18 protein-coding genes and 1 pseudogene are annotated in these 24,552 nt (G+C 64.8%); 7 read left to right on the forward strand and 12 right to left on the reverse strand.

Features of this window, described 5'->3' with window-relative positions; all coding sequences use genetic code 11:
* Positions 1 to 9: 9 nt before the first annotated feature.
* From AC1DFC_RS09705 to AC1DFC_RS09715, 3 genes are read right to left on the reverse strand one after another with little or no spacing between them, the layout of a single operon-like run.
* Positions 10 to 456: a MaoC family dehydratase gene (locus AC1DFC_RS09705; RefSeq protein ID WP_478179112.1), complete on the reverse strand. Its 447-nt coding sequence runs from the start codon at positions 454 to 456 to the stop codon at positions 10 to 12.
* Positions 453 to 2,120, reverse strand: a complete 1,668-nt coding sequence (locus AC1DFC_RS09710; RefSeq protein WP_478179113.1) for an acyl-CoA synthetase — start codon at positions 2,118 to 2,120, stop codon at positions 453 to 455. Before AC1DFC_RS09710 ends, AC1DFC_RS09705 begins: the two co-directional genes overlap by 4 nt.
* Positions 2,117 to 2,863 (reverse strand): nitroreductase, encoded by a 747-nt coding sequence (locus AC1DFC_RS09715; RefSeq protein ID WP_478179114.1) that lies wholly within the window; start codon positions 2,861 to 2,863, stop codon positions 2,117 to 2,119. The genes AC1DFC_RS09710 and AC1DFC_RS09715 overlap by 4 nt, the downstream gene beginning before the upstream one ends.
* 203 nt (positions 2,864 to 3,066) lie before the next feature.
* Here AC1DFC_RS09715 and AC1DFC_RS09720 point away from each other — a divergent pair, with 203 nt between their 5' ends.
* On the forward strand, positions 3,067 to 3,756 hold the full coding sequence (locus AC1DFC_RS09720; RefSeq protein ID WP_007836516.1) for a Crp/Fnr family transcriptional regulator: 690 nt from the start codon (positions 3,067 to 3,069) through the stop codon (positions 3,754 to 3,756).
* A gap of 50 nt (positions 3,757 to 3,806) precedes the next feature.
* On the opposite strand, the gene AC1DFC_RS09725 is transcribed toward AC1DFC_RS09720, so the two are convergent.
* The 8 genes from AC1DFC_RS09725 to AC1DFC_RS09760 form a co-directional block, all read right to left on the reverse strand.
* Complete coding sequence (locus tag AC1DFC_RS09725; RefSeq protein ID WP_478179115.1) at positions 3,807 to 5,486, reverse strand: tannase/feruloyl esterase family alpha/beta hydrolase; 1,680 nt, start codon at positions 5,484 to 5,486, stop codon at positions 3,807 to 3,809.
* A gap of 129 nt (positions 5,487 to 5,615) precedes the next feature.
* Positions 5,616 to 6,830 (reverse strand): phenylacetate--CoA ligase family protein, encoded by a 1,215-nt coding sequence (locus AC1DFC_RS09730; RefSeq protein WP_478179129.1) that lies wholly within the window; start codon positions 6,828 to 6,830, stop codon positions 5,616 to 5,618.
* Positions 6,831 to 6,946: 116 nt separating this feature from the next.
* Positions 6,947 to 7,798, reverse strand: a complete 852-nt coding sequence (locus AC1DFC_RS09735; RefSeq protein WP_007836513.1) for an ABC transporter ATP-binding protein — start codon at positions 7,796 to 7,798, stop codon at positions 6,947 to 6,949.
* Between the two features lie 11 nt (positions 7,799 to 7,809).
* Positions 7,810 to 9,162, reverse strand: a complete 1,353-nt coding sequence (locus AC1DFC_RS09740; RefSeq protein ID WP_478179130.1) for an ABC transporter substrate-binding protein — start codon at positions 9,160 to 9,162, stop codon at positions 7,810 to 7,812.
* Positions 9,163 to 9,203: 41 nt separating this feature from the next.
* Positions 9,204 to 10,268, reverse strand: a complete 1,065-nt coding sequence (locus AC1DFC_RS09745; protein ID WP_478179116.1) for a branched-chain amino acid ABC transporter permease — start codon at positions 10,266 to 10,268, stop codon at positions 9,204 to 9,206.
* Positions 10,269 to 10,278: 10 nt separating this feature from the next.
* Complete coding sequence (locus AC1DFC_RS09750) at positions 10,279 to 11,208, reverse strand: branched-chain amino acid ABC transporter permease (RefSeq protein WP_007836506.1); 930 nt, start codon at positions 11,206 to 11,208, stop codon at positions 10,279 to 10,281.
* A gap of 12 nt (positions 11,209 to 11,220) precedes the next feature.
* Positions 11,221 to 12,012, reverse strand: a complete 792-nt coding sequence (locus AC1DFC_RS09755; protein ID WP_042673932.1) for an ABC transporter ATP-binding protein — start codon at positions 12,010 to 12,012, stop codon at positions 11,221 to 11,223.
* 143 nt (positions 12,013 to 12,155) lie between these two features.
* Positions 12,156 to 14,297: an AMP-dependent synthetase/ligase gene (locus AC1DFC_RS09760; protein ID WP_478179117.1), complete on the reverse strand. Its 2,142-nt coding sequence runs from the start codon at positions 14,295 to 14,297 to the stop codon at positions 12,156 to 12,158.
* A 122-nt stretch (positions 14,298 to 14,419) separates the two neighbouring features.
* Here AC1DFC_RS09760 and AC1DFC_RS09765 point away from each other — a divergent pair, with 122 nt between their 5' ends.
* The gene (locus AC1DFC_RS09765; protein WP_478179118.1) at positions 14,420 to 16,105 is read left to right on the forward strand and encodes a tannase/feruloyl esterase family alpha/beta hydrolase; all 1,686 of its coding nucleotides are present in this window, start codon (positions 14,420 to 14,422) and stop codon (positions 16,103 to 16,105) included.
* A gap of 35 nt (positions 16,106 to 16,140) precedes the next feature.
* On the opposite strand, the gene AC1DFC_RS09770 is transcribed toward AC1DFC_RS09765, so the two are convergent.
* Positions 16,141 to 17,058, reverse strand: coding sequence for a LysR substrate-binding domain-containing protein (locus tag AC1DFC_RS09770; RefSeq protein WP_478179119.1), 918 nt, complete (start codon positions 17,056 to 17,058; stop codon positions 16,141 to 16,143).
* A gap of 71 nt (positions 17,059 to 17,129) precedes the next feature.
* Between AC1DFC_RS09770 and AC1DFC_RS09775 the strand changes: the two genes are divergently transcribed.
* The 5 genes and pseudogenes from AC1DFC_RS09775 to AC1DFC_RS09795 all read left to right on the forward strand — a co-directional run.
* Positions 17,130 to 18,539, forward strand: a complete 1,410-nt coding sequence (locus AC1DFC_RS09775) for an aminotransferase family protein (protein ID WP_478179120.1) — start codon at positions 17,130 to 17,132, stop codon at positions 18,537 to 18,539.
* Between the two features lie 46 nt (positions 18,540 to 18,585).
* On the forward strand, positions 18,586 to 19,563 hold the full coding sequence (locus tag AC1DFC_RS09780) for a Bug family tripartite tricarboxylate transporter substrate binding protein (protein ID WP_478179121.1): 978 nt from the start codon (positions 18,586 to 18,588) through the stop codon (positions 19,561 to 19,563).
* On the forward strand, positions 19,560 to 21,875 hold the full coding sequence (locus AC1DFC_RS09785) for a N,N-dimethylformamidase beta subunit family domain-containing protein (protein ID WP_478179122.1): 2,316 nt from the start codon (positions 19,560 to 19,562) through the stop codon (positions 21,873 to 21,875). Before AC1DFC_RS09780 ends, AC1DFC_RS09785 begins: the two co-directional genes overlap by 4 nt.
* Positions 21,872 to 23,932, forward strand: a complete 2,061-nt coding sequence (locus AC1DFC_RS09790; protein WP_478179123.1) for an acetoacetate--CoA ligase — start codon at positions 21,872 to 21,874, stop codon at positions 23,930 to 23,932. Before AC1DFC_RS09785 ends, AC1DFC_RS09790 begins: the two co-directional genes overlap by 4 nt.
* 51 nt (positions 23,933 to 23,983) lie before the next feature.
* Positions 23,984 to 24,552, forward strand: a pseudogene (locus AC1DFC_RS09795) (aminotransferase class I/II-fold pyridoxal phosphate-dependent enzyme); the annotation flags it as partial.

The following is a 24,552-nucleotide window of genomic DNA, read 5'->3' on the forward strand; positions in this document are numbered from 1 at the left end:
TCTGGTCTCCTATTGATTTGATATGTTCATGGGCGCACCGACTCGAACGGTGCCCCGTGCAGCCACGCACTCTTCACCCACCTCGTCACGCATCGATCCCCGAAGCGTCACCCGCTGTGAACCGCGATCGCCGTGCGTGACCGCAATGACTTCCCATTCCATCCAGACCGTCGCATCGGCGCAGACCGGCCGGTGCAGATCGACGGAAAACGAGATGCCCACGACCGAATGCATCTGGGAAAAATGCGAAGCCGTCAGCCCCAACAACAGCGCCGTTGTGTGCGTTCCGCTGGCGATCAATCGGCCGTATCGGGAGACCTCGGCAAATGCGATATCGTGATGCAATGGATTGGTGTCGCCCGCCGCACTCGCGAACGTGCGAACCTGGGCCTCATCGAAGGTATGGACGCCGGTGAACCGGTGACCCACTTCGACTCGGTCGAATTTCTCGCTCATCCACGCACGGAGAAATCGGCAAGGCGAGTGATGGCGGACTGGCTGCCGGCCAACTCGCGAAGCCTGAACTTCTGGATCTTCCCGGTCGCCGTCTTTGGCAACGCGGTGAACACCACCTTGCGTGGGCACTTGAAATGCGCCAGCCGTTCACGGCAGAAGGCGATAACCTCGGATTCCTGAAGACTCAGAGACTCCGGCTTGAGCTCGATGAAAGCGCATGGCACCTCCCCCCACTTCTCGTCGGGCTGCGCCACAACGGCCGCGTAGAGGATCGAAGGATGCCGGTGCAGAACGTCCTCGACTTCGACGGACGAGATGTTCTCACCGCCGGAGATGATCACGTCCTTCGATCGGTCGGTGATCTGCACGTAGCCATCGGCATGAACCACCGCGATGTCGCCGGTGCGGAACCAGCCGCCTTCGAAGGCTTTCTGCGTCGAAGCCGTGTTCTTCAGATAGCCCTTCATGACGGTGTTCCCGCGGATCACCAGTTCTCCTGCAGTGGTTCCGTCGAATGGCACCGGGCGCATCGTCTCGGGGTCGACGACCTGCAAACCCTCCAGCGCCGCGGCACGAACGCCCTGGCGGGCCTGGAGCCGCCCCCGTTCGGCCGCGCTCAGCCCATCCCATGCCGGTTGCCACGCACAACTGACTGGCGTTCCGCTCACCTCGGTGATGCCGTAGACATGATCGACGTCGAAGCCCATCACCGCTGCCGCTTCCAGCACAGCGGCGGGCGGAGGCGACCCGGCGGTGAGAACACGCACGCGGCCGGGGAGAGGCCGACGTTCTTCATCGCGCGCATTCACCAGCAGGCCCATGACGGTGGGCGCCGCGCAGAAGTGATCCGCCTTGTGGTCGGCGAGCGCCTTGTAAATGCCGGCCGCCGTGACCTTGCGCATGCACACGTGCGTACCTGCGGCGGCGGTGATGGCCCATGTGAAGCACCAGCCGTTTGCATGAAACATCGGCAGTGTCCACAGGTAGACGGGCGCTTTGGGAACGGCCCAGTCGGTCAGCTGCAACAGGCTCATGAGGTAGGTACCGCGATGACTCGGCACCACGCCTTTCGGGTCGCCCGTGGTGCCCGATGTGTAGTTCAACGCGATGGGTTCGCACTCGTCGGTAGGCCACACGCCATCGAAGTCGGGGTCTCCTTCGGACAGGAGCGTCTCGTAGTCCAAATCACCCACGGCCTCGCCGTCCGGAGCTTCATGGTCATTGATGTCTACGAGGAATGGCGGGTAGTCCAGAAGCGCAACTGCATGCTTCGCCAATGCACCGAACTCCCTGTCCACCAGCAGCAGCCTGGACTCGCTGTGCCGCAAGATGAACGCGAGTCCCTCCACGTCCAACCTCGAGTTGATCGCATTCAGCACCGCACCGGAGAGTGGAACGCCGAAATGGGCCTCCAGCATGGCCGGCGTATTCGGCGCCATGATGGAAACGGTGTCTGCGCGGCGGATGCCGCGCTTGCTCAAGGCAGATGCCAAGCGATAGCAACGCTCGCGGGTCTGCGCCCATGACCGGCGAAGCTCGCCATGAACAATTGCTGTGCGATCCGGGTAGACATCGGCAGCCCGATCGAGAAAGCGCAGCGGGCTGAGCGGAACGAAATTGGCCGCGGTGCGGTCCAGGCCTTTGTCATAGATGCTGGTGCTCATGAGCGGACCTCCTTGCGCGTATCGTCGTGAAAGGTAGTGAAGCGTTCCACCGGCTCGCGCTCCGTCACCAAGGTGTTCTCGACACGAGACATGTCTGCGTGGCCGAGGCTCATGCCGCACACCAGCATCTGGCTGTTCGGTATGCCGAGTTCGGCGGCAATCACGCGATGGAACTTCGTGAAAGCGACCTGCGGACAGGTGTCCAGCCCGCGCGCCCGCGCACTGACCATGACGCTTTGCAGGAACATGCCGTAGTCGATGAGGCTTCCTTGCTCCATCACCCGGTCCACGGTGAAGAAGAGGCCCACCGGCGCATCGAAGAACCTGTAGTTCCGCCCGTGCTGGGCGTGCATGCGCGCCTTGTCGCCCTTCTCGATCTCCAGCAGGCCATACAGGTCCCACCCCACCTTGCGGCGCCGGTCGACGAACGGCGATGTCCACGTCACCGGGTAGTACTCGTAGGGCTCCTTCAGCGCGAGGCTTCTGTCCGGATCATTGTCGATCTCTGCAATGGCCGCGCTGATCCGGTCCTTGACCGCGCCGCGCACCACATGTACATGCCAGGGCTGCGTGTTCATTCCGGAAGCGGCATGGCGTGCCACGTCCAGGATGTCGGCGACCTGCTCGTTCGATACGTCGCGAGGCAGAAAAGCGCGCACGCTGCGGCGCGACACGATCGCCCAGTCGACGGCAAGCCGCAGATCCTGGCCKTCGAGCGAGGGCGGATGGGATAGTCGATGCATTTGTCTCCTTGCACTTGTTCGGGAACTGCAGGAGATCCTAGGTTTGGCTGCTGTCCGTGAATGTCTTGCACAAGACATACAGGACAGCTTCCGACCCTGAAATTCGGGGGCACCGCACCTCTGCATGGGTAGGGTTGGTCTTGTTGCGATCCCCATCGCAGCGACAGAAAATAAAAGCAATACCGCTATATCTGTCGCAACCCATGTCCGGCACGAGTCGATTGCAGGAGTTTCTTTCGTCCTCCACCTGGAGCACCGGACTGACTGACGAGCAGTTGGCCCGCGTCAGCCGAGACGCGTTCGCACGCGAGTACCAGGCCGGCGCCACGATATGCGCTCTCGGCCAGCCCGCCGTGCACTGGATGGGCGTTGTCGAGGGCATGCTGAAGGTGGACAAGGTCGCCGAGGACGGCCGAAGCACCACGTTTTCGGGAGTTCCGTCCGGCTCATGGTTCGGTGAAGGCGCTGTCATCAAGGGCGAACCCAGGCCCTATGCGGTGGTTGCCATCCGCGACAGCTGCGTTGCATTCCTGCCGCGCGCCACGTTCCAGTGGCTCATCGACGACAGCTCGTTCTTCAGCCGCTGGGTCATCGATCAACTCAATGCACGCCTCGCGTATTACGTCTCCCTGGTCGAGACCTTCAGGTTTCAGGAGGCCACGGCGCGCGTGGCTTTCTGTGTGTCGGAGCTGTTCAATCCACAGCTCTTCCCCTCCACAAACAAGCAGCTCGCGATCTCTCAGGAAGAGATCGCGCGCCTCAGTGGTCTTGCGCGGCAGAACACCAACAAGGCCCTTCACGAACTGGAGGAGGCCGGGCTGCTGCGCGCCCGCTACGGGACCATCGAGATCCTTGACCTGCCCGGCCTGCAGCACTTCGCCCGCACGAGCTGATCGCTTTCAAAGCGCTACAGCCCGGCCCTCCCCCGGGCGGGCAGGAAACGCTAGGTTGACGCGCACACAAAGCTGGCGGCCGCATCGGGGTCGCCGCCAATGTACTTCGGATACTGGGGATACCTGCACAGAGGCCGGCTTTTGGACGTGGTCCCCGGAAGCACGAACAGCGTCGATGCGGTGATCGGCGCACTCGATGGCGCGACGCCGTGTTCGAGCCACTCGAACATGGGACCGGCCAGGTCCACCTTGTCGGCTCCATTTCCAAGTGCACAGTGACCTACCCCGGGCGCGGTGTAGTACTCGACGAACTCGTCGGCAGCAGCCTGCCCTCCGCTCCTCTGCACGACGCTTTGATAGTAGGCCGTGGCATTGTTCGCGGTGATGAGCCAGTCCGACAGGCCTGTCCACAGAATCAACTTGCCACCGCGCGCCTTGAATCTGCTGAGGTCAGGGTCGGTCGCATCCATCATCGAGACAAGCTCGTCGATCCGCGCGGTGTACTGCGCAGGGTCGAGCTGAAGAGGGTCAATGGTGCCATCCCGGGCAACCATGTACTTGATGTAGCCCTCCATCAAGCCCTTCGATGTCGCGCCGCCCCACTCCGACCCCGTGAATGAAGATCCCTCTTCGCCGCCTGGCGGAAAGGCCGGCCAGACATAGCGGCCATTGGCCACGTTGGTCGACGAGTAGATGGTTTGCGCCGACTCGACCTGTGCCGGCGTGAGGCAGGAGTCAGTCTCTGCGCCCGTGCAAGCAAGCTCGACAGGATCGAAGCTGCACGCATCGGGTCGACCGATGATTCTGTCGTTCAAACCATCGAGGCCATCGCATTTCGCGTACACGGCATTGGCGATGGCATTGATCTTGGGCGCAGTCAGCGCGGCACCCGGCTTCGCGAGTTGCTTGAAGACCTTTTGATAGGAAAGGAACTGCGGGTTGAAGGCATTGGCAGGAGCCCGTGCAATGATCCCGTCGAACAACTCGGGATTGCGCTGGGCCTGCAACAACGCCTGCCGTCCTCCGCCAGAGCAGCCTTCGAACACGATCTTGGTGTTCTGAGTGGCATTGCCATAGCGAGCCTTCAGAATCGCCTTCGCCGGCGCGAGCACTCTTGGAACCGACTGATTCGCATAGTCGCTGAACATCTGGTCGTCGAGTGCCCACGAGGCATCCATTCCGTTGGTGCTGTTGTGACCGTGGTTGGTCGCAATCGTCGCGTAGCGGCGAACGGCCAGATCAGGGCTCACCGAGGGATAGACGGCGGGCGACGCAATGACGCCGTCGAAGCCCCCCCCGCCCATGAACACCGTGCGATGGTTCCAATCGGTGGGCATGCGCACCTCGAAGTCCAGGTCTTTCGCCATCTCACCAAGCACTACGCAATACTCGGGCACATTGCCGGTCGTCGGCACGAAGGTGGCTTTCGTCACAGTCGCATCCCCGAAGGTTTGGCCGACGAACGCGTGGCACTGACTCTCGGCACTGACTTGCGGAGTCTCCGGCACCACTGGCCCGGCCGGCGGTGCGGGCGATACGGGTGCCGGAGGGGTCGTTGGTAGCGTCAGTGCAGGACTGCCGCCGCCACCGCCCCCACATCCGGACGCTGCCGTCAACAAGACAAGCGTCGACATGGCGGCGCGTACGCGCCAGGTCGATCGCCCTGCAAGCGAATGCGTGAGCGGGCCACGCGCCATGACCATTGGGGCCGTGAGTAACGGGTTCTTCATGAAGTTGTCTCCTACTGGTTTGTGCGGCTGAATGTCAGTGCGCATAGAGACAGTAGGACGCTGGAAAAGCCTGAAATGTCTGCTGTTGGACATTTCAGGGTTTGTCCGCATCGTCGCCATCGAGACCGCTCATTGCTCTCGCAGATCATCGATCACCTTGCCGTCGTTCGGCAGGCTGTTCGACACGACGATCTCGACCTCGCAGCGCAGCTTGGTCACCTCCCGCATGCTGGCCACCAGCGACTCGTGCAGGCCGGGCGCAGCGTTAACCACTTCCACCTTCAGCGTCATGGCATCGGGCTCCCAGGCGCTTGCGCTGCTTCCGCCAATCACGAGACGGGTGCGTCTAACCTCAGGATGCCGGCGAGCAACTTCTGCCACCTGTTGAGGGCTGACGAACATGCCACGCACCTTTGCCGTCTGATTGGCCCGCCCCAGCCAGCCCCGGATGCGTACGTTGGTCCGACCCGAGGGACAGGGCCCCGGCAACACCGCCGACAGGTCACCGGTGCCGAATCGGATCAACGGGCAGTCCGGGTTGAGCGATGTCACCACCACCTCGCCAATCTCTCCCTCCGCAACCGGATCCCCGGTTCCGGGTCGCACGATCTCCACGATCACCCCTTCGTCAAGGACCATGCCCTCACGCGGTGCCGTCTCGTAGGCAATCAGGCCTAGCTCGGCCGTCACGTAGCACTGGTAGGCATCGATGCCGCGCTCCTGGAGCCAGCTTCGGGCAACCGACGGAAAGGCCTCGCCCGAAACCAACGCCTTGGTGAAAGACAGGCGCGCGATGCCTTGAGCCGCTGCGCGCTCCAGCAGCACCTTCAGGAAGCTGGGCGTTCCCACATAGCAGGTCGGCCGCAGATCCACGATGGCCCGAAGCTGAAGATCCGTATTGCCGGTTCCGCCAGGAAAGACCGCGCAACCCAGGGCCAGCGCACCCGCCTCCATCATGGCGCCGGCAGGGGTCAGGTGATAGCTGAAGCTGTTGTGCACGAGCTCGCCGGGCTTGAAGCCTGCCGCGAACATCGCTCGCGCTGTGCGCTCGAAATCACCGCCGTGGCCTTCGGGCTCATACAAGGGCCCGGGTGACTGAAAGACCCGACGCACGCTGGATGGTCCGTGCACGCCGCTCCATCCAACCGCCGAGAACCCCGCAAAGGGATCGTGCGCAGTTCTCGCCGCCTGGCGTTCCATGAAGTCTTCGTGCTTTCGTACGACTGGAAGCGTGGCAAGCACTGAACGGCTCGTCACGCAAGACGCGTTCACGTCGCGAAGAATGTGCCCCAACGCGGGAGCCGTCGTCATCGCATGAGCGATCTGCCGGGGAAGGGCCGCCATGAGCGCACGCTCGCGCTCCGAGACAGCCCGCACGTCGAGCGCGTCGAAGTACAGGCCACTGGCCCGCTTGGCCCTCGAGCCCTTTGCCACGGCCACCGGGGCCAACTTTGCTTCAGTCACGACAACCATCTCTTTCTCCGCTTGTAGCTCTTCACATCCCGGAAGCTCTTGCGATCCCCCCCACCGACGCCGAGGTAAAACTCCTTGACGTCCTCGTTCTCCCGAAGGCTGGCGGCAGGGCCGTCCATCACGATCCGGCCACTCTCGAGGATGTAGCCATAGTCTGCGTATTGCAGCGCCATGTTCGTGTTCTGCTCAGCGAGCAGGAAGGTCACATGCTCCTTGTCGTTGAGGTCTTTCACGATGGCGAAGACCTCCTCGACGATCTGCGGCGCGAGCCCCATCGATGGCTCGTCGAGCAGCACCATTTTCGGGTCGGCCATCAGCGCGCGTCCGATGGCGCACATCTGCTGCTCGCCGCCGGAGGTGTAGGCGGCCTGGCTGGTCCGCCGCGTCTTGAGCCGCGGAAAGTAGGCGTAGACCTTCTCCAGGGTCTGCAGCACCGCGGCTTTGCCATCGGTGCGCGTATAGGCGCCGGTCATCAGGTTCTCTTCGATGCTCAGGTGCGCAAAGCAGTGCCGGCCTTCCATCACCTGCACCAGTCCGCGACGAACCAGATCGGCGGGCGTGAGCGCCTCGATGCGCTCGTTGCGAAGCGTGATGCTGCCCTTCGTCACAGCACCTCTCTCGCCGGCAAGCAGGTTCGAGACCGCGCGCAGCGTGGTGGTCTTGCCGGCACCGTTGCCTCCGAGCAGCGCCACGATGCCGCCTTGCGGAACGGTCAGCGACACCCCCTTGAGCACGAGGATCACATGGTTGTAGATCACCTCGATCCCATTGACGACCAGCAGCGGCTCGGCTTGCGAGCCGGCCACGGCATTTCTTTCCTTGAAAGCCACGACGCTCATTGCTGTCCTCTTCAGCTCTGGCAGTCTTCGGGCGCACGACGCGCGATCTTCTTCTCGGCGGCGTACTTGTCGGCAGCAGTCTTGATCATGGGCTTGAGGATCGTCATGTCCGCCTCGATCGGGTCGGTCACGAACTGCCACTTGGCGCCGTCCCACGTCTGGACACGCGCCGTCGCCATGCCCATGTGGTCGCTGCAGGAGGTGCTGATCGGGTTCTTCAGCTTGCCGAAGCCCAGCGCATCCAGTCGCTTCTGATCCAGGTTCAGGTTCTCCAGCCCCCAGCGGACCTGCTCGCCGGTCATGGATTTGCCCTTGCCGAACCGCTCCTGTGCGCGACGAACGGCTTCGACGGTGATCATCGAAATGATCATGCCGTTGTTGTAGAGGATGGAGCCGACCTCCTCCTTCGGCCCGGTACCCTGGCCCTTGCCATGCACGTGCTTGAGGATCTCCTCGGTGGCCTTGGTACCCCCCAGAAGGTTCTGCATGTTGATCGCGCTGTAGCCCTTGGCGCCGGCGCCCACGTCCTTGACGTCGGGCTCCGTGCCGGACCAGTACACGCCGATCATCTTTTCACGCGGATAACCCGTCGCTTGTGCCTCCTTGAGGGCCGTGGAGTTCATCACCCCCCAGCCCCAGAGAACGACGTAGTCCGGCCGCGCCTGGCGGATCTGCAGCCATGTCGCTTTCTGCTCCACGCCCGGCGCGGTCACCGGGAGCAATTGCAGATCGAAGCCATGCATGCGCGCGCGCTCCTGCAGAACGGGGATCGGCTCTTTGCCGTAGGGCGAGTCGTGGTACGCGAAGGTCACCTTCTTGCCCTTCAGCTTGTCGAGCCCGCCTGCCTTGCGGCCGAGGGACTGAATCAGGATGTCGGCCGCCGTCCAGTACGAACCAGCGATCGGAAAGCTCCACTTCAGGACACCGCCATCGGCCGCTTCGGAGCGACCGTATCCCGGCGTGATGAGCGGGACCTTGTCCAGCGGTGCCTTGTCGGTCAACGCAAAGGTGATGCCCGTCGCCTGGGGATCGAATGCGGTCGCGCCCGTGGGGCCCTTGCCCTTGAGGCGCTCGTAGCACTCCACCCCGCGGTCGGTTGCGTACCCGGTTTCGCATTCCTCATAGGTGAACTTGACACCATTCACGCCGCCGTCGCGCTCGTTGACGAGCTTCAGGTAGTCCTGCTTGCCGTTGGCCCACGGCGTGCCGCTCGGTGCATACGGACCCGTCCGATACACGAGCAACGGAACGAACTGCTCCTTGACCAGCGCCGACGACGGCGCCGTCTGTGCAAGGCTGCCCTGAGCGAAGACCAGGCTCGCCGAAACGGCGATCGAAAGAGAGATGAATTGTTTCGTGAACATGGCTGTTGACTGTCTCTTGGTTTGTGTTGGAAGGAGCGGGCTCAATGCGGAAAGGGCCAGAGCCGCAATTTCTCTTTGGCGGTGCCCCACATGCGGGCGAGGCCGTGCGGTTCGACGATCAGGAAGAAGACGATCAGCGCGCCGAAAATCATCGCCTCAAGGTGCGATGCGAGCGTGGTCGAGATCGGCACACCCAGCAGGGCCGGCATCTGGTTGAGCAGAAGCGGGAGCAGCACGATGAATGCCGCGCCGAAGAAGCTGCCCACGATGGAACCGAGGCCGCCGATGATCACCATGAACAGCAGTTGGAACGAACGCTCGATGCTGAACGCACTGGGTTCCCAACTGCCCAGATGGACAAAGCCCCAGAGCGCACCGGCGACACCCACGATGAAGCTGCTCACCGCAAAGGCGGTCAGCTTTGCGTACACGGGCCGGATGCCGATGACGGCAGCTGCGACGTCCATGTCCCGCATCGCCATCCACTCCCGGCCGATGGCGCCGCGCACCAGGTTCTTGGCCATCAATGCGAACAGCGCCAGGGCACTCAGGCACAGGATGTACTTCTGTGCCGGCGTGCTGATGGGCATGCCGAAGATCTGGAGGTTCGACACGCTGACAGAGCCTGATGCCGAGTGGTTGGTGAACCATTGAACCCGCAGGAAGGACCAGTCGACGAAGAACTGCGCGGCGAGCGTTGCCACCGCCAGGTACAGCCCCTTGATCCGCAGGCTTGGAATGCCGAACAACACGCCGACCGCGGTCGAACACAGACCGCCCACCAGCAGCGAGAGAATCAGGGGCATTCCCTCCACCCGCGCCTGCATGTTGTAGGCCGCGTAGGCGCCCACCGCCATAAACGCGCCGGTCCCGAGCGAGATCTGGCCGCAGTACCCCACGAGGATGTTCAGCCCCAGCGCAGCAAGGGACAGGATGAGGAACGGAATGAGAATGGCGCGAAGCCAGTACTCGGAGGCCAGCCAGGGAATGGCCAGGAACGCGACGGCCAGAACACATGCGATGAACACGCGATCCTGGGAGATCGGCAGGATCTGCTGGTCCGCCCGGTACGTCGATTTGAATTGACCGTTTTCGTTGTAGATCATGGGGTGTGCCTCAGACGCGATCGATGATTTTTTCGCCGAACAATCCCTGCGGACGAAGCAGCAGGAATGCAAGCGCGAGCACATACGCAAACCAGATCTCGATGCCGCCACCCAGCAGAGGGCCGAGGTATATCTCGGACACCTTTTCTCCCACACCGATCAGCAGACCGCCCACGATGGCGCCGGGAATGGACGTCAGCCCGCCCAGGATCACCACCGGCAGCGCCTTGAGTGCCACGAGCGACAGCGAGAACTGCACGCCCAGCTTCGATCCCCAGATGATTCCCGCGACCAGCGCGGCGAACCCCGCAACGGACCACACGATCACCCAGATGCGGTTCAACGGAATGCCGATCGACTGCGCCGCCTGGTGATCGTCCGCCACCGCGCGCAAGGCCCGCCCGGTGGCCGTCTTCTGGAAGAAGACCGCGAGCAGGATGACCAACAAAGTGGAAATGGCAGCAGCCACTAGGTCTTCCTGGCTCAGGAGCAACCCGCCTTGAAAGGTGCTCTCAAGAACCATCAGCGGCTCCTTCGGCATGCCTACATCGATCTTGTAGATGTCGTTGCCGAACAGCGTCTGCCCGAGACCGTCAAGAAAGTAGGCAACGCCCAACGTGGCCATAAGCAAGGTGACGCCATCCTGGTTCACTAGGTGCCGCAGGGCCAGCCGCTCGATCGCCCAGGCGACCGCCACCATCACTGCCATCGCTGCCAGGAAGGCCAGCAGGTTCGCGAGGAGCTGGCTCTCGAAGCCAAGCCACTGTGGAATCCAGGTTGAGAAGCGTGCCATCGCCAGCGCCGCAAAAAGCACCATCGCTCCCTGGGCGAAGTTGAAGACGCCTGAGGCCTTGTAGATCAGCACGAAGCCGATGGCGATCAATGAATACAGCATGCCTGCCATCAAGCCGCCGAAAACCGTTTCGAGAAAGAATCCCATCTCTGTGCCTGCTCAGTGTTGTGCGCCAAGGTAGGCACGGATGACTTCTTCGTTGGCCATCACCTCGCGCGGTGTGCCGTCGCCGATCTTTTTTCCGTAGTCCAGCACCACGACCCGATCGCTGATGTCCATCACGACGCTCATGTCGTGCTCGATGAGCACCACGGTCACGCCGAGCTCCTGGTTCACCTCGAGGATGAAGCGGCACATGTCCTGCTTTTCCTCGACGTTCATGCCGGCCATGGGCTCGTCGAGTAGCAGCACCTCCGGCTCCATCGCAAGGGCTCGCCCGAGATCGACGCGCTTTTGCAGGCCATAGGGCAGCTTGCCGACGGGCGTCTTTCTGAAGGGCTGGATCTCCAGGAAGTCGATGATTTCCTCGACGCGCTCCCGGTGCGCCAGCTCTTCCCTTTCCGCAGGGCCCCAGCGCAGCGCCTGCAGAAGCGGATTGACCTTCATCTTGAGATTCCGCCCCGTCATCAGGTTGTCGAGCACGCTCATGCCCTTGAACAATGCGAGGTTCTGGAAGGTTCGCGCGATGCCCATCTCCGCGACCTGGCGCGAGTTCATGTGCCTGAAGGTCTTGCCCTGGAAGGTGATCGATCCCTCCTGCGGCTGGTAGACGCCGTTGATGCAGTTGAGCATCGAGCTCTTGCCGGCACCGTTGGGCCCGATGATCGATCTCACCTCGTGCGCGCGAACATCGAAGCTGATGTCGGTGAGCGCCTTGACGCCACCGAATCGCAACGTGATGTTGCGGACATCCAGGATTGCGCCCTTCGACTGAGCGCCCTTGACGTCGATTGGCGCGAGCTGCGGCGCTCGTGGCACCGCCTCATCATTTCTCGAATCGTGCGAACGTCGGCTGGCAGTGGCCACCGACGCGCGCTGTACAGCTGTCAGCACGCGGTCTCCTTGTTTGTTCTGGTGGGGTTCGCGATGCGGGCTCAAGCGGCACGCTGGAGGATCGCGAAAGTCTTGGCATCGTGGATGGGCAGCGTCGCCCCGGCGAATCCCTTGCGCCCGTCCTCGAAGCTGATTTCGGTCTCGACGTATTGCGCCGAGGCGCCGCTGAAGAGGGCTTCGACCAGGACCCGATACCGGTCGGCGATGAAACCCCGCCGCACCTTGCGCGTGCGCGTCAGCTCGCCATCGTCCGGGTCCAGCTCCTTGTGAAGAATGAGAAAGCGGCTGATCTGGTTTCCAGCCACGAGGTGGTCCACCGAGAGTTCGGCGTTCGCGGCCTCGACGCAGCCCTGGATGAGTTCGGCCACTTCCGGCTTCTGGGCCAGGTCGGTGTAGCCGGAGTAGGAAAGGCTTCGCCGCTCGGCCCAGTTGCCGACGGACTCGAAGTCGATGTTGATGAAGGCGCACACCCGGTCCCTGGCGTGGCCGAAGGCCACCACCTCCTTGATGTAAGTCGAGAACTTCAGCTTGTTCTCGACGTACTTGGGTGCGAAGGTCGCGCCGTCGTGGCTGCCGCCCGCCAGGCGGCCGACGTCCTTGAGACGATCCACGATGCGCACATGCCCGTCGTCGTCGATCAGGGCCGCATCGCCGGTGTGGTACCAACCGTCGGCGTCCAGGACCTCTGCGGTCGCTTGCGAGTTCTGGTGGTACTCCTTGAGCGTGCCGGGCGATTTCACGAGTAACTCCCCACTCGCGGCAACCTTGACCTCGACGCCGGGCGCCGGAATGCCGACGGTGTCGGGCTTGACCTTGCCATCGGGCTGCAAGCAGACGAAGACGGCCGTCTCCGTCGTGCCGTACAACTGCTTGAGATTGATGCCGATAGAGCGAAAGAAGGCAAACAGGTCAGGACCGATGGCCTCGCCGGCCGTGTACGCAACGCGTATCCGGCTCATGCCCAACTGAGCGCACAAGGGGCGATAGAAAAGCACATTGCCTACCGCGTACTGCAGGCGCTCGACCAGCGTCACCGGCTCGCCCGCCATGACGTTCTGGCCGACCCTGCGCGCCACGGCCATGAAATAGTCGTACGCCTTTCGCTTCAGAAGGCTTGCATCGTTCATCCTGACCGTGACGGCCGTGAGCATCTCTTCGAACACCCGCGGAGGTGCGAAGTAGTAGGTCGGACCGATCTCCTTGAGATCGATGCCCACGGTTTCCGGCGACTCCGGAAAGTTCACCGTGTAGCCGCTCGCCAGCCACATGGCGTACGAGAAGATGTTCTGGCCGAGCCACGCGGGCGGCAGAAAGGCCAGCACCTCTTCGCGTTCGGAGATCCGATCGAAGGCCTTGCCCGATTGCGCGCTGAGGATCAGTGACTGGTGCGTGTGCACGACGCCCTTGGGCAGGCTGGTCGTGCCGGATGTGAAGAACATCGCAGCGACATCGTCGGGTCGAACCTGTGCAGCCTGCTCGTCGTAGAAGGCCGGGTTCTTCACACCGAACTGCCGCCCCGCTTCGATCAATGCATCGAGAGAATCTAGCCACGGCTGCGCGTACTTGCGCAGGCCGCGCCCGTCGTCGAACCACACGCGGCTCAGATCCGGGCACCCCTCTTTCACCTCGAGCAGCTTGTCGACCTGCTCCTGCTCTCCCACGATCGCGAAGGCGACTTTGGCGCTCGCAAGCGGGTATGTGTACTCGGTTGCCGGCGCATCTTGATAGAGCGGCACGGGGATGGCCCCCAACGCCTGCAGCGCGGCCAGCGAGGCCTGGAGCCGGGGGCGATTGCCGCCGATCAGCGCCACGTGATCACCGCGGCGCACGCCGGCCGCGGCAAACCCGCAGGCCAGGTCATGGACCAGCCGCGAGACGTCCAGCCAGGTGTGGGCCTGCCAGATTCCGAACTTCTTCTCTCGCATCGCAACACGCGCACCGCTCGCTCGCACTTGCGAAGCAAGCAGGGCCGGAAATGTTGTCTCGGGTTTCACGCACCAGTCTCCAGATGTCGGGGCAAGGCCCGGAATGTTCTGCACGAGGCAGCAAGGTTCGGAGTGTTCATTCCCCGCAAGCGACGCAATGTCTTGGCAATGACAATCAAGGGTTATCCCCTGACGGCGGGTTCGATCAGGCGCCGGATTCGCGCGTGCATCTGCGACCGCTTCAATTCGTCCGCGCATCCACGCGCCTGCTACGGATAAACCCCGAAATGTCTGGCACCAGACATTTGCCACCTGCGGCCCTGCCTACCGTGCGGCTGCGACCTTGAGGTCGCCTCACATTCAACGCAGGAGACAACCCCATGAAATCTTCCTTCTCGGCCCTGAGCGCCATCCGAAGCCGCGAGCCTTCGCTGCGGCTCCGTCCGCTTGCCCTGGCGACCGGCATGCTGGTCGGATTGGCTGCGGTGCTGTCGGGCTGCGGCGGCGGAAGCGGTGGCGGCAGCAACGGCTTCCTGGGCGGCATCGGCGCCCTCGGCACGGTCGGCGGCAACGGCGCAGGGGACAACGGCAGCGGCGATCCTTCACCGCCCGAACCCGACACCCCTCAAGTCAGCGCCGAGACCCGATGCAAGGCGTTTCTCGGCCGCACCTTCGACGGCGCGACGATCACAAAGGCGACCTTCGTTCTGGCCAAAGACGACGTGCCCGAGCACTGCATCGTGCGCGGCGAAATGCCCAAGGACCTGGACTTCGACATACGCATGCCCACCGAATGGAATCACCGCACGGTCTTCAGGGGCGGCGGCGGCTTCGATGGCTACCTGGACGTCGGCTACATCAGCGATCCGGCGGTCAGCCCAGTTGGGAGTCCGGACCTGCCCAAGCGGGGCTACGCGACCATCGCCACCAACCATGGGCACGACATGATCAAGAACCCGGGCGGATCCTTCGCGCTCGACGAGGACATGCTCACCGACTATGCGTATGCTTCCGTTCCGCGAGTTCTCGTGCCGGCAAAGTCGATCCTTCGCGCGCAATACGGCGACGCGTTCGCCAGCACCAAGATGGTTTACGAGGGCTGCTCCGGCGGCGGTCGCCAAGCGCTGATGCAGGCACAACGCCATCCGGACCTCTTTGACGGCATCATCGCCCGCGCACCGGCCAACGCCTTCACATCGCAGTTTCTCTGGTACCAGAAGATCGGCAAGCAACTGGCGAAACCAGGCGCGGCCCTGAGCCCCGCCAAGATCAAGGCGATCGGCGATGCCGTGTATGCAAAGTGCGATGGCCTCGACGGACTGAATGACAGGGTCATCGGAAAGCCCGAAGCCTGTCACTTCGATCCCGTGGAACTTGCCTGCACCGGCGCAGAGACCGATGCCTGCCTGACGCCTGCACAAGTCGAGTCGGCGCAGGCGTTCTATGCCCCGACCAACATCGCCAATGGCCGCTACGTCTGGCCCGGCTTCCTGCCTGGCGGCGAGACCGCGGCCACGTGGGGCGCGTCGAGTTCCAACCTGGGGGGCGACTTTATCAAGTACATGGTCGCTCAGGATGCTTCGGTGGACCCGCTCCTGCTGGATCCCGCGCAATACACGGCGCGCATCGATCAGCTCAGCTCGATGCTCGATGCCGGCGATCCAGACCTGAGCCGGTTCAAGGCGAAAGGCGGGAAGCTGCTGCTGTGGACAGGCCAGACCGACTGGCTCATCACCGCCAACAACGCCACGCAGTATTACCAGAGCGTCGTCCAGAAGAACGGCGGCCAGTCCGCGGCGGACGAATTCGTCGAGTACTACACCGCCCCTGGCGTTGAGCACTGCAACGGAGGCAACGGCGCGGACAAGGTGGACCTGGCGGGGCCGATGTTCGAGTGGCTCGAGAAAGGAACCAAGCCCTCGTCTTCGACGATCATCGCAACGCAGCGCACCGTTGCAGCAGGCGCGACGCCGGCCAGCCGGCCACTTTGCAGATATCCGCAGTACCCCCAGTACATGAGTGGTGATCCGAACGCCGCGACGAGTTTTGTCTGCACGTCGCCGTAACGCTGGCGCGTTGCATGCGCATCGACCCTGCCCGTTCAGGGCGAGGGCCGAAACCCGGAAAGGGCAGACATCCTTGCCTTGAGGGCCTCGATGAATGCGGTCACGCGCGCGGGCCTGTAGATGCCCGGAGGCAGCGCGACGTGAATGGCGATCGGTTCGAGCCACCAATTCGCCAGCACCCGCTGCACCCGGCCGGTCTTGAGGTCTTCCTGGCACATCCAGGGGGCCGCCGCGCCGATGCCGGCTCCGTTGAGGATCGCGCGGTAGCTCGACAACAGGCTGTCGGTCTGGATCGGCGTGTCGAGCATCACCATGCGGGAGCGGCCCGATCGATCCAGCATGCGCACGTTGCCGGTCACATAGGGCACGAGCCCGACGCAGGGCAACTGCGGAAGACGCGCGATGCTGACGGGCCCCAGCTTCCTGAGCAATTCGGGCGTGGCGATCAGCACGCGTTCCATCGTGCCGAGCTTGCGGCTCACCAAGCCAGGATCGCGCACCTCGCCCACGCAGACCCAGCATTCCGCGCCCCATGCGGTCAGGTCGAGCACCCGATCGGTCAGCGTGAGCTCGACGCGCAGCGCCGGATGCGCCGCGCGCAGGTCGGTCACGGCATCGGTCAGGAAGCCCGTTCCGTACCCCGAAGGCCCGATCACGCGCAGGGTGCCTTCAGGCCGGCTCTGCCCGCCTTTCAGGCGTTGCGACAGGCCCGACCAACGGTCGCCGAGGTCGCGGGCCTCGACGAGCAGCGAGCGCCCTTCGTCGGTGAGCGAAAAGCTCGCGGTCGTGCGCAGCGCCAGCTTGCAGCCGAGCAGCCGCTCCAGTTCGAGCAGTCGCCGGCTGACCGTGGGCTGCGTCGTGCCCAGCAGCCTCGCCGCCTTGCTGAGCGATCCGCTCTCGCCGATCTTCTGGAAAGTGTCGAGCAGGCCGAGTCGGTCATGTACGTGCTTCATGCGGCGAACGTATAACACTTCATCACTCCATGCGTCTACCGCAAAGTGACCGCGATTCGTATCGTCGGGTCATGAACACCTCGAACTCCCCCGCGACTGGCATCGCCCGGATCGGCGACGCGCCGAAGGGCGGCTCCGTCCTCGGCTTCTACGCACCCAAGGGGTCGGCCCGTCCGCCGCGCGTCGCCCGCGGCGAAGGCAGCTTCCTGTGGGATGCGAACGGCAAGCGCTATCTCGACGCAACCGCCGGCGCCGTCGTCGCGAACATAGGCCACGGCAATCCGCGCGTGCTGGCCGCGATGACCGAACAGGCATCGAAGGTGACCTTCGCGTACCCGCGTTTCTTCGAGAGCGAGCACAACATCGCGCTGGCCGACCGCGTCTGCGAACTCGCGGGCGAGGGCTTCGACCGCGCATTCTTCGTGTCGGGCGGGTCGGAGGCCAACGAGGCCGCGATCAAGCTGGCGCGCCAGTACGCGGTCGTGACCGGCCAGGGCGGCCGCTCGAAGGTGATCTCGCGCGATCCGAGCTACCACGGCTCGACGCTCGGCGCGCTGGCGGTCACCGGCGATGCCAACACGCTCGACCTGTACGGTCCGATGGTGCGCCCGATGCCCAAGGTGCCGGCCCCCTTGTCATACCGCGTGCCCGATGGCCACACGGTCGAGTCGCACGAGAAGGCGTGCGCCGACGCGCTCGAGCAAACCATCCTGCGCGAAGGCCCAGAGACAGTGCTGGCCTTCATCCTCGAACCCATCGGCGGCCTCTCGACCGGCGCGGTGGTTTCCTCGGCCGCCTACTTCCGACGCGTGCGCGAGATCTGCGACCGCCACGGCGTGCTGGTGATCTTCGACGAGATCATGAGCGGTGCCGGCCGCACCGGCGCCTTCCTCGCCGCGCACCACTGGGAAGGCGCGCGCCCCGACCTCGTCACGCTCGCCAAGGGCCTGGCCGCCGGCTACACGCCGCTCGGTTGCCTGCTCGCACCGAACAGGATGGTCGATGCGATCGCGGGTGCCGGCGGCTTCGTGCACGGCCACACCTACTTCACGAATCCGCTGTCGTGCGCGGTCGCGCGTGCGGTGGTCGACGAGGTCGTGCGGCAAGACCTCATGGTCCGCGCACGCGACATGGGCGAACTGCTGATGGCACGCCTGCGCGACATCGCGTCGCGCTCGCCGATCGTCGGCGACGTGCGCGGCAAGGGTCTGCTTACCGCCATCGAGATCGTCTCGGACAAGGCGAAACGCAGCCAACTGCCGGTCGCTTTCAACGCACCCGCGCGGCTTACCGAGCACGGCTTGAAGCATGGCATCGCGCTCTACAACCGCCGGGCCAACCTCGGTGCCTTCGGCGATTTCCAGATGATCACGCCGCCGCTCACGATCACCGAAGCGGAGATCGACGAGTTGGCCGACCTGCTCGAAAAGTCGCTGGCCGATCTCGCCGACGAGATCGCGCGCAAGGGCCTCGCGCACTGAGTCCGGCGACCGCACCGATTTCGCAACCCACCCAGGAAAGCCTCCGATGAAGCTCCCGTTCACTCTCGAGGTCACGCTCGCTTGCACTGCGCTGGCCTTCGCGGCCATGGCCACGGCACAGATCAACACCGCGCACGGCCCGCTGAAGCTCATCGTCGGCTACCCGGCCGGCGGCTCGGCCGACGTGCAGGCGCGCACGCTTGCCGACAAGCTGGCCGCCGAACTCGGCACGGTCGTCGTCGTCGACAACCGCACCGGTGCAGGCGGCGCGATCGCGGCCGACTACGTTCGCACCGCGCCGGCGGACGGCCTCACCGTGCTGCTCGCCAACATGCACATGATGGTCATGCTGCCGCTCACCACGAAGTCGGTGCGCTACGACGCCATCAAGGACTTCAAGCCCGTCGGGCGCATCGCGAGCTTCTACGAAGGCATCGCGGTGCCCGCGGAGCTGCAGGCCAAGGATGTGAAGCAGTGGCTCGACATCGCCACCAAGGACCCGAAGAAGGCGAACTACGGCGTGCCCGCACCGGGCAGCGTCTCGCAGTTCATGGGCTATCGCCTCGGCAGCGACGCCAAGGCCGGCCTCGTGGCCGCGCCCTACCGAGGTGCCGCGCCGTTGGTGCAGGACCTGCTCGGCAACCAGATCTCGGCCGGCATCATGCCCATTGCCGACCTCGTCGCTCACCAGCAGTCGGGCAAGCTCAAGGTGCTGGCGGTCAACGGCACCCGGCGTGCCGCATTGCTGCCCGACGTGCCGACGCTCAAGGAACTCGGCCAGCCGCACTTCGACAACCTGGAATGGACCGGCCTCTTCGTGCCGGCGGGCACGCCGCGGCCCATCGTCGACCAACTGAATACGGCACTCGGCAAGGCGTTGGCCAACAAGGACGTGCAGGAACGGCTACTCAAGCTCAGCAGCGACCCGAATCCGAGCACGCCGGAAGAACTCTCAGCCCTCATCTCCGACGACATCAAGCGCTGGGGACCGGTGGTGAAGGCCTCGGGATTCACGTCGGAATGACAGTAAACGCCTCGCACCCGATCCCACCGCACAAACGGCTGCAACTGCCCGGCCTCCATGGCTACGCCGATGCCAAGACCGTGGCAGCGGGTGATCTCGTCCGCTTCCACGTCAGCAGCGACGTGCCCTACGAATTCGCGGTCTGCCGGCTGGGCAGCGACGTCGAAGGACGCAGCGACGACGTGGCGCTCGAAGCGTTCACGCCGCATCAGGCGCGCGTGCAGCCGATCCACCCCGGCTCCTACGTGCATATCGAACGTGGCTTGCCTGCCGGCCTTCCGCTGCGCGGATTGAGCTTCGAATGCTGGATCAAGCCCTGGACGGTCGATGTCAGGCAGGCCATCGTCAGCCAGCACGACGACCCCGCGCAGCGCGGCTTTGCGTTCTTCATCGAACCGGGCGGCGCACTGTCGTTCCACCTAGGAGACAACGCCGCACCATCGCACGGCCAGCTCGCTGCCCGCCGTTGGCAGCACATTGCCGCCACGTGGAACGGCAAGCTCGCCACACTCTGCATCGATGGGGTGTGCGTGGCACAGTGGACCGCGCTGCAGGCCGTCGAGCCCGCAGCCGCTCCGCTGCGACTCGGCGCAAGTGCCATCGGCGGCTTGGCCGACCTGTTCCTCGAAGCCGACCTTGTCATGCCTGCGTTGTACGACCGGGCGCTGTCGGGCAGCGAGATCGTCGCCCGCCACGAACAACGCGGATTGCAGATCGCGACGGGCCGTTCGGTGCTCGCCTGCTGGCCCCTTCGGGAAGAACGCGGCGCGCAAGTGGCCGACGCCAGCGGGCATCAACGCACCGGCCGCATCGTCAATCACGCGACCTGGATGATCGTCGGCCCGGCCTTCGAACCCGGCAAGGTCGGCCACTTTGAAGAAGACGAGTCGCCTTACGACCCGCTGCACGATCCGACGCGCGGACACGGCCTGCGTTTCGCCGGCGATGACCTCTACGACTGCCGCTGGGACGCGGTGCACGAATTCCGCGTTCCCGACGACGCCAAGTCCGGTGTCTACGTCGGCCGCGCGCGCTTCGATATCGAGGGCCGCAAGGCGGACTACGACATCACCTTCATCGTGCGCAAGCCCGCGCACGTGGCGCCCGCTCCTGTCCTCGTGCTGTGCGCCGTCAACAGCTGGCTCGCCTACGCCACCACGCCCTTCGCGAAGAACGTGGTCGACGATCCGGTGTGGCCGCGCCGTTCGGAGGGCCTCGAGAACAGCCATCCCGAAGCGCCGGCCTTCAGCAGCTACGTCTACCACCGCCACGGCCAGCCCTGCTACCAGGTCGGCCTGCGCATGCCCTGGCCCAATGCCAGCCCCAATGCGCTCTACGACCCGGCCGCGAGCGGCTTCAGCCAGTGGACGCGGCTCGAGCGCCACCTGCACGTATGGCTCGAGAAGCAGGGCTACGACTACGACGTGGTTGGCGACATCGACCTGCACCGCGACCCGTCGCTGCTCGCGCGCTACAAGACCGTCTTCATCAACGGCCACAGCGAATACTGGTCGCTGCCGGGCGTGGAGGGGCTCGACGATTTCCTGAAGCGCGGCGGCAGCGCGGTCGTGCTGTCGGGCAACACCATGTACCTGCGCGTGAGCTACGACGAGGACTTCACCGTCATGGAGCAGCGGAAGGTCAACGGACCCGATCACGACGAGGCCAGACCGCCCGTCGGCCCGCCGGCGGGCGCATTCGGCGAGCAGTACCACAGCCAGGACTGGGCGCGCGGCGGACGGCTCAAGGCATCGGGCCGGCCGGCCGCCGACATCATCGGCCTCGAAACCGCGGGCTGGGCCTTCGCCGATGGCGACGACTTCGGCGTCTACCACGTCGAGCTGCCGGCGCATGCGCTCTTCAATGAGCCGCGGCCGCTGGGCCTCGGCAAGGGCGAAACCTTCGGCCATGCGCCCGGCGGCGGGCTGCCGCGCGCCATCGGACACGAGTGGGACCTGACCCTCTCGACCCTCGCGAAGATGACGAAGCGCCGCCCTCCGGGTGCTTCCCTGCCCGTCGCGCAAGAGGGCATCGAGGTCATCGCCAAGGGCATCCGGCGCGTCCCGGGGAAGATGGACGCCTACCTCGACCACTACTCGAGACTCACCGAATCGCTCGACGGACTGTCGGCCGAGATGATCTATTGGGAGCGGCCGCAAGGCGGGCGCGTGTTTCATGCAGGCGCAGTCGGGGCGGCCTGGGTGGTTGGCAGCGACCCGCTCTTCGGAAAGTTGCTCGGCAATGTGCTGCATCGTTTCGGTGTGACACCCAGGAACCCCTCGCGAGTTCACTCCAGCAAGACTGCGCCATGACCACGCATCCAGAAATCGCCCCTCACGCCGTGTCCGCACCGTCCGATGCACCCTTGTGGACACCCACGCCGGCCCGCAAGGAGCGGGCCCTGATCACCCACTTCGAGGCCTGGCTGGATCGCGAACGCGGCCTTCGCTTCGAGAACTACGAGGCTTTGTGGCAATGGTCGGTGACCGACCTGGAGGGCTTCTGGAGCGCCATCCTGGCCTTCTTCGAGCTTCCGTTGCGAGCACCGTACGAGAGTGTCCTGTCCGGCGAAGACATGCCGGGCGCCCGCTGGTTCGAAGGCGCCCGGCTCAACCTGGTCGACCAGGTGTTCCGCCACGCGCGCCTTGCCTCACCCGCGATCGTTTTCGAAAGCGAGGCCTCGGGCACCGGCGCCATGAGCTGGGTCGAGCTCCAGCGGCAGGTGGCATCTGTGGCCCAGGCCTTGCGCGACCTGGGTGTGCAACAGGGCGACCGGGTGGCCGGCTACCTTCCCAACATCCCCCAGGCGGTCGTTGCGTTCCTGGCCGCCGCCAGCCTGGGTGCGGTGTGGTCCCAGTGCGCGCCGGACATGGGGCCGGTGAGCGTGGGCGACCGATTCCGGCAGATCGAGCCCAAGGTGCTGATCGCGGTGGATGGCTATCGCTTCGGCGGCAAGCCGTTCGACCGCCGCGGGGCGCTGGACGAGATCCTGCGCAAGCTACCGACAGTCACCGGCATCCTCTGGATTCCGCACCTTGACGCGGTTGCGCATCCGCCCGGGCAAGCCGCGGGCCGCACGACGGTGCGCTGGCAGGAGGCCATCGCGCGCGAGGCGGCCTGGCAACCGGCGGCCCTGCCGGCGGACCACCCCCTGTGGATCCTCTACTCGTCGGGAACGACGGGGCTGCCCAAGGCGATCGTCCACGGCCACGGCGGGGTGCTCGCGAACGGCATGGTGAACATGGTCCTGCACGGCGACCTGCACCCGGGCGAGCGCGTCTTCTGGGCGGCCAACACGTCGTGGATGGTCTGGAACGCGCATGTCCTGGGGCTGCTGGGGGGCGCCACCCTCGTGCTGTACGACGGCGCCGTGACCGGCGCCGGTGCCGAGCCGGACTGGGGTCATCTGTGGAAACTGGCGGGGCGGCTGGGCGTTCACGTATTCGGCGCCGGCGCCGCGATCCACCACGCGTGCCTGAAGGCCGGCATCGTGCCGCTCGAGATCGCGGACCTGGGGCAGTTGCACACGGTATCGTCCACCGGTTCTCCCCTGTCACCCGAGGCTTGCGAATGGCTGTACGGCGCCGTCAAGCGCGACCTCTGGCTCAACATCGTTTCCGGTGGAACGGACATTGCCGGCGGCTTCCTGGTGGGGCTTCCCACCCTGCCGGTGCGCACGGGCGAGATGCAATGCCGCACCTTGGGCGCCTGCGTGCAGGCGTGGAACGATGCCGGCCAACCCGTGCTGGACGAGGTGGGGGAACTGGTCTGCACCCGGCCCCTGCCTTCGATGCCGCTGTACTTCTGGGGAGATGCGGGCCATCGGCGGTACCTGGAGAGCTACTTCGAGAGCTTCAAGGACAGCCAGGGCCGCAACGTCTGGCGGCATGGCGACTGGGTGCGCCTGGTGCCGCGGCCAGACGCCACAGCGGGCGTGATCTACGGCCGTTCGGACGCCACCATCAACCGCCAGGGCGTGCGCATGGGAACGTCCGAGCTGTACCGCGTGGTCCAGGGCATGGCCGAAGTGCTGGACAGCCTGGTCGTGGACCTGGAGTACCTCGGGCGCGATTCGTACATGGCGTTGTTCGTCCAGCTGCAGACCGGCATCCAGCTGGACGAGCCGCTGGAGCAGCGCATCCGGCAGGCCTTGCGCACGGGCCTGTCGGCACGCCACGTACCCAACGAAATCATCCAGGTGGGCACGATCCCGAAAACCATCACCGGCAAGAAGCTGGAGCTGCCCGTCAAGAAGCTCCTGCTGGGCCACGCGCTCGAGAAGGTCGTGAGCCGCGATGCGCTGGCCGAGCCTGGGAGCATCGACTGGTACGTGGATTTCGCCGAAAGGTACCGGCGTCGCGTGGGCTGATGCGATCACCCAGTTGGCACATGCGGACGATGGCATGCTCCATAAGGAAATCGCGAAGCAGGCTGCGCGGCCATCGAACGCGGCGAGACGCGCTACACGCCCGTCGCCGGCACGCTGGCCCTGCGCGAAGCCATCGCGGCCAAGCTCCAGCGCGAGAATGGCTTGAGCTACAGCCCGCGCGACATCATCGTCACGATCGGCGCCAAGCACGCGTTGTTCAACGCGCTGTCGGTAACGGTCGAAGAAGGGCACGAAGTGATCGTGCCGGCGCCGTACTGGGTGTCGTACCCCGATATGGTGCTGGCCTGCGACGGCACGCCGGTCACCGTGGCCTGCAAGGAAGAAGACGACTTCCGGCTGACGCCCGAGGCGCTCGAGGCGGCCATCACACCGGCCACGCGCTGGCTGGTCTTCAACTCGCCGACCAATCCCACGGGCACGACCTACACCGCCGGACAGCTGCGCTCGCTCGCCGACGTGCTGATGCGCCACCCCCAGGTCATGGTGCTGACCGACGACATCTACGAGCACATCCGCTTCACCGAAGCCGCGGCGCCGCATCTGCTGGCCATCGAGCCGGGCCTGCGCGACCGCACGCTGGTGGTGAACGGCGTGTCGAA

It is taken from the genome of Variovorax sp. 10L421 (assembly GCF_056395365.1).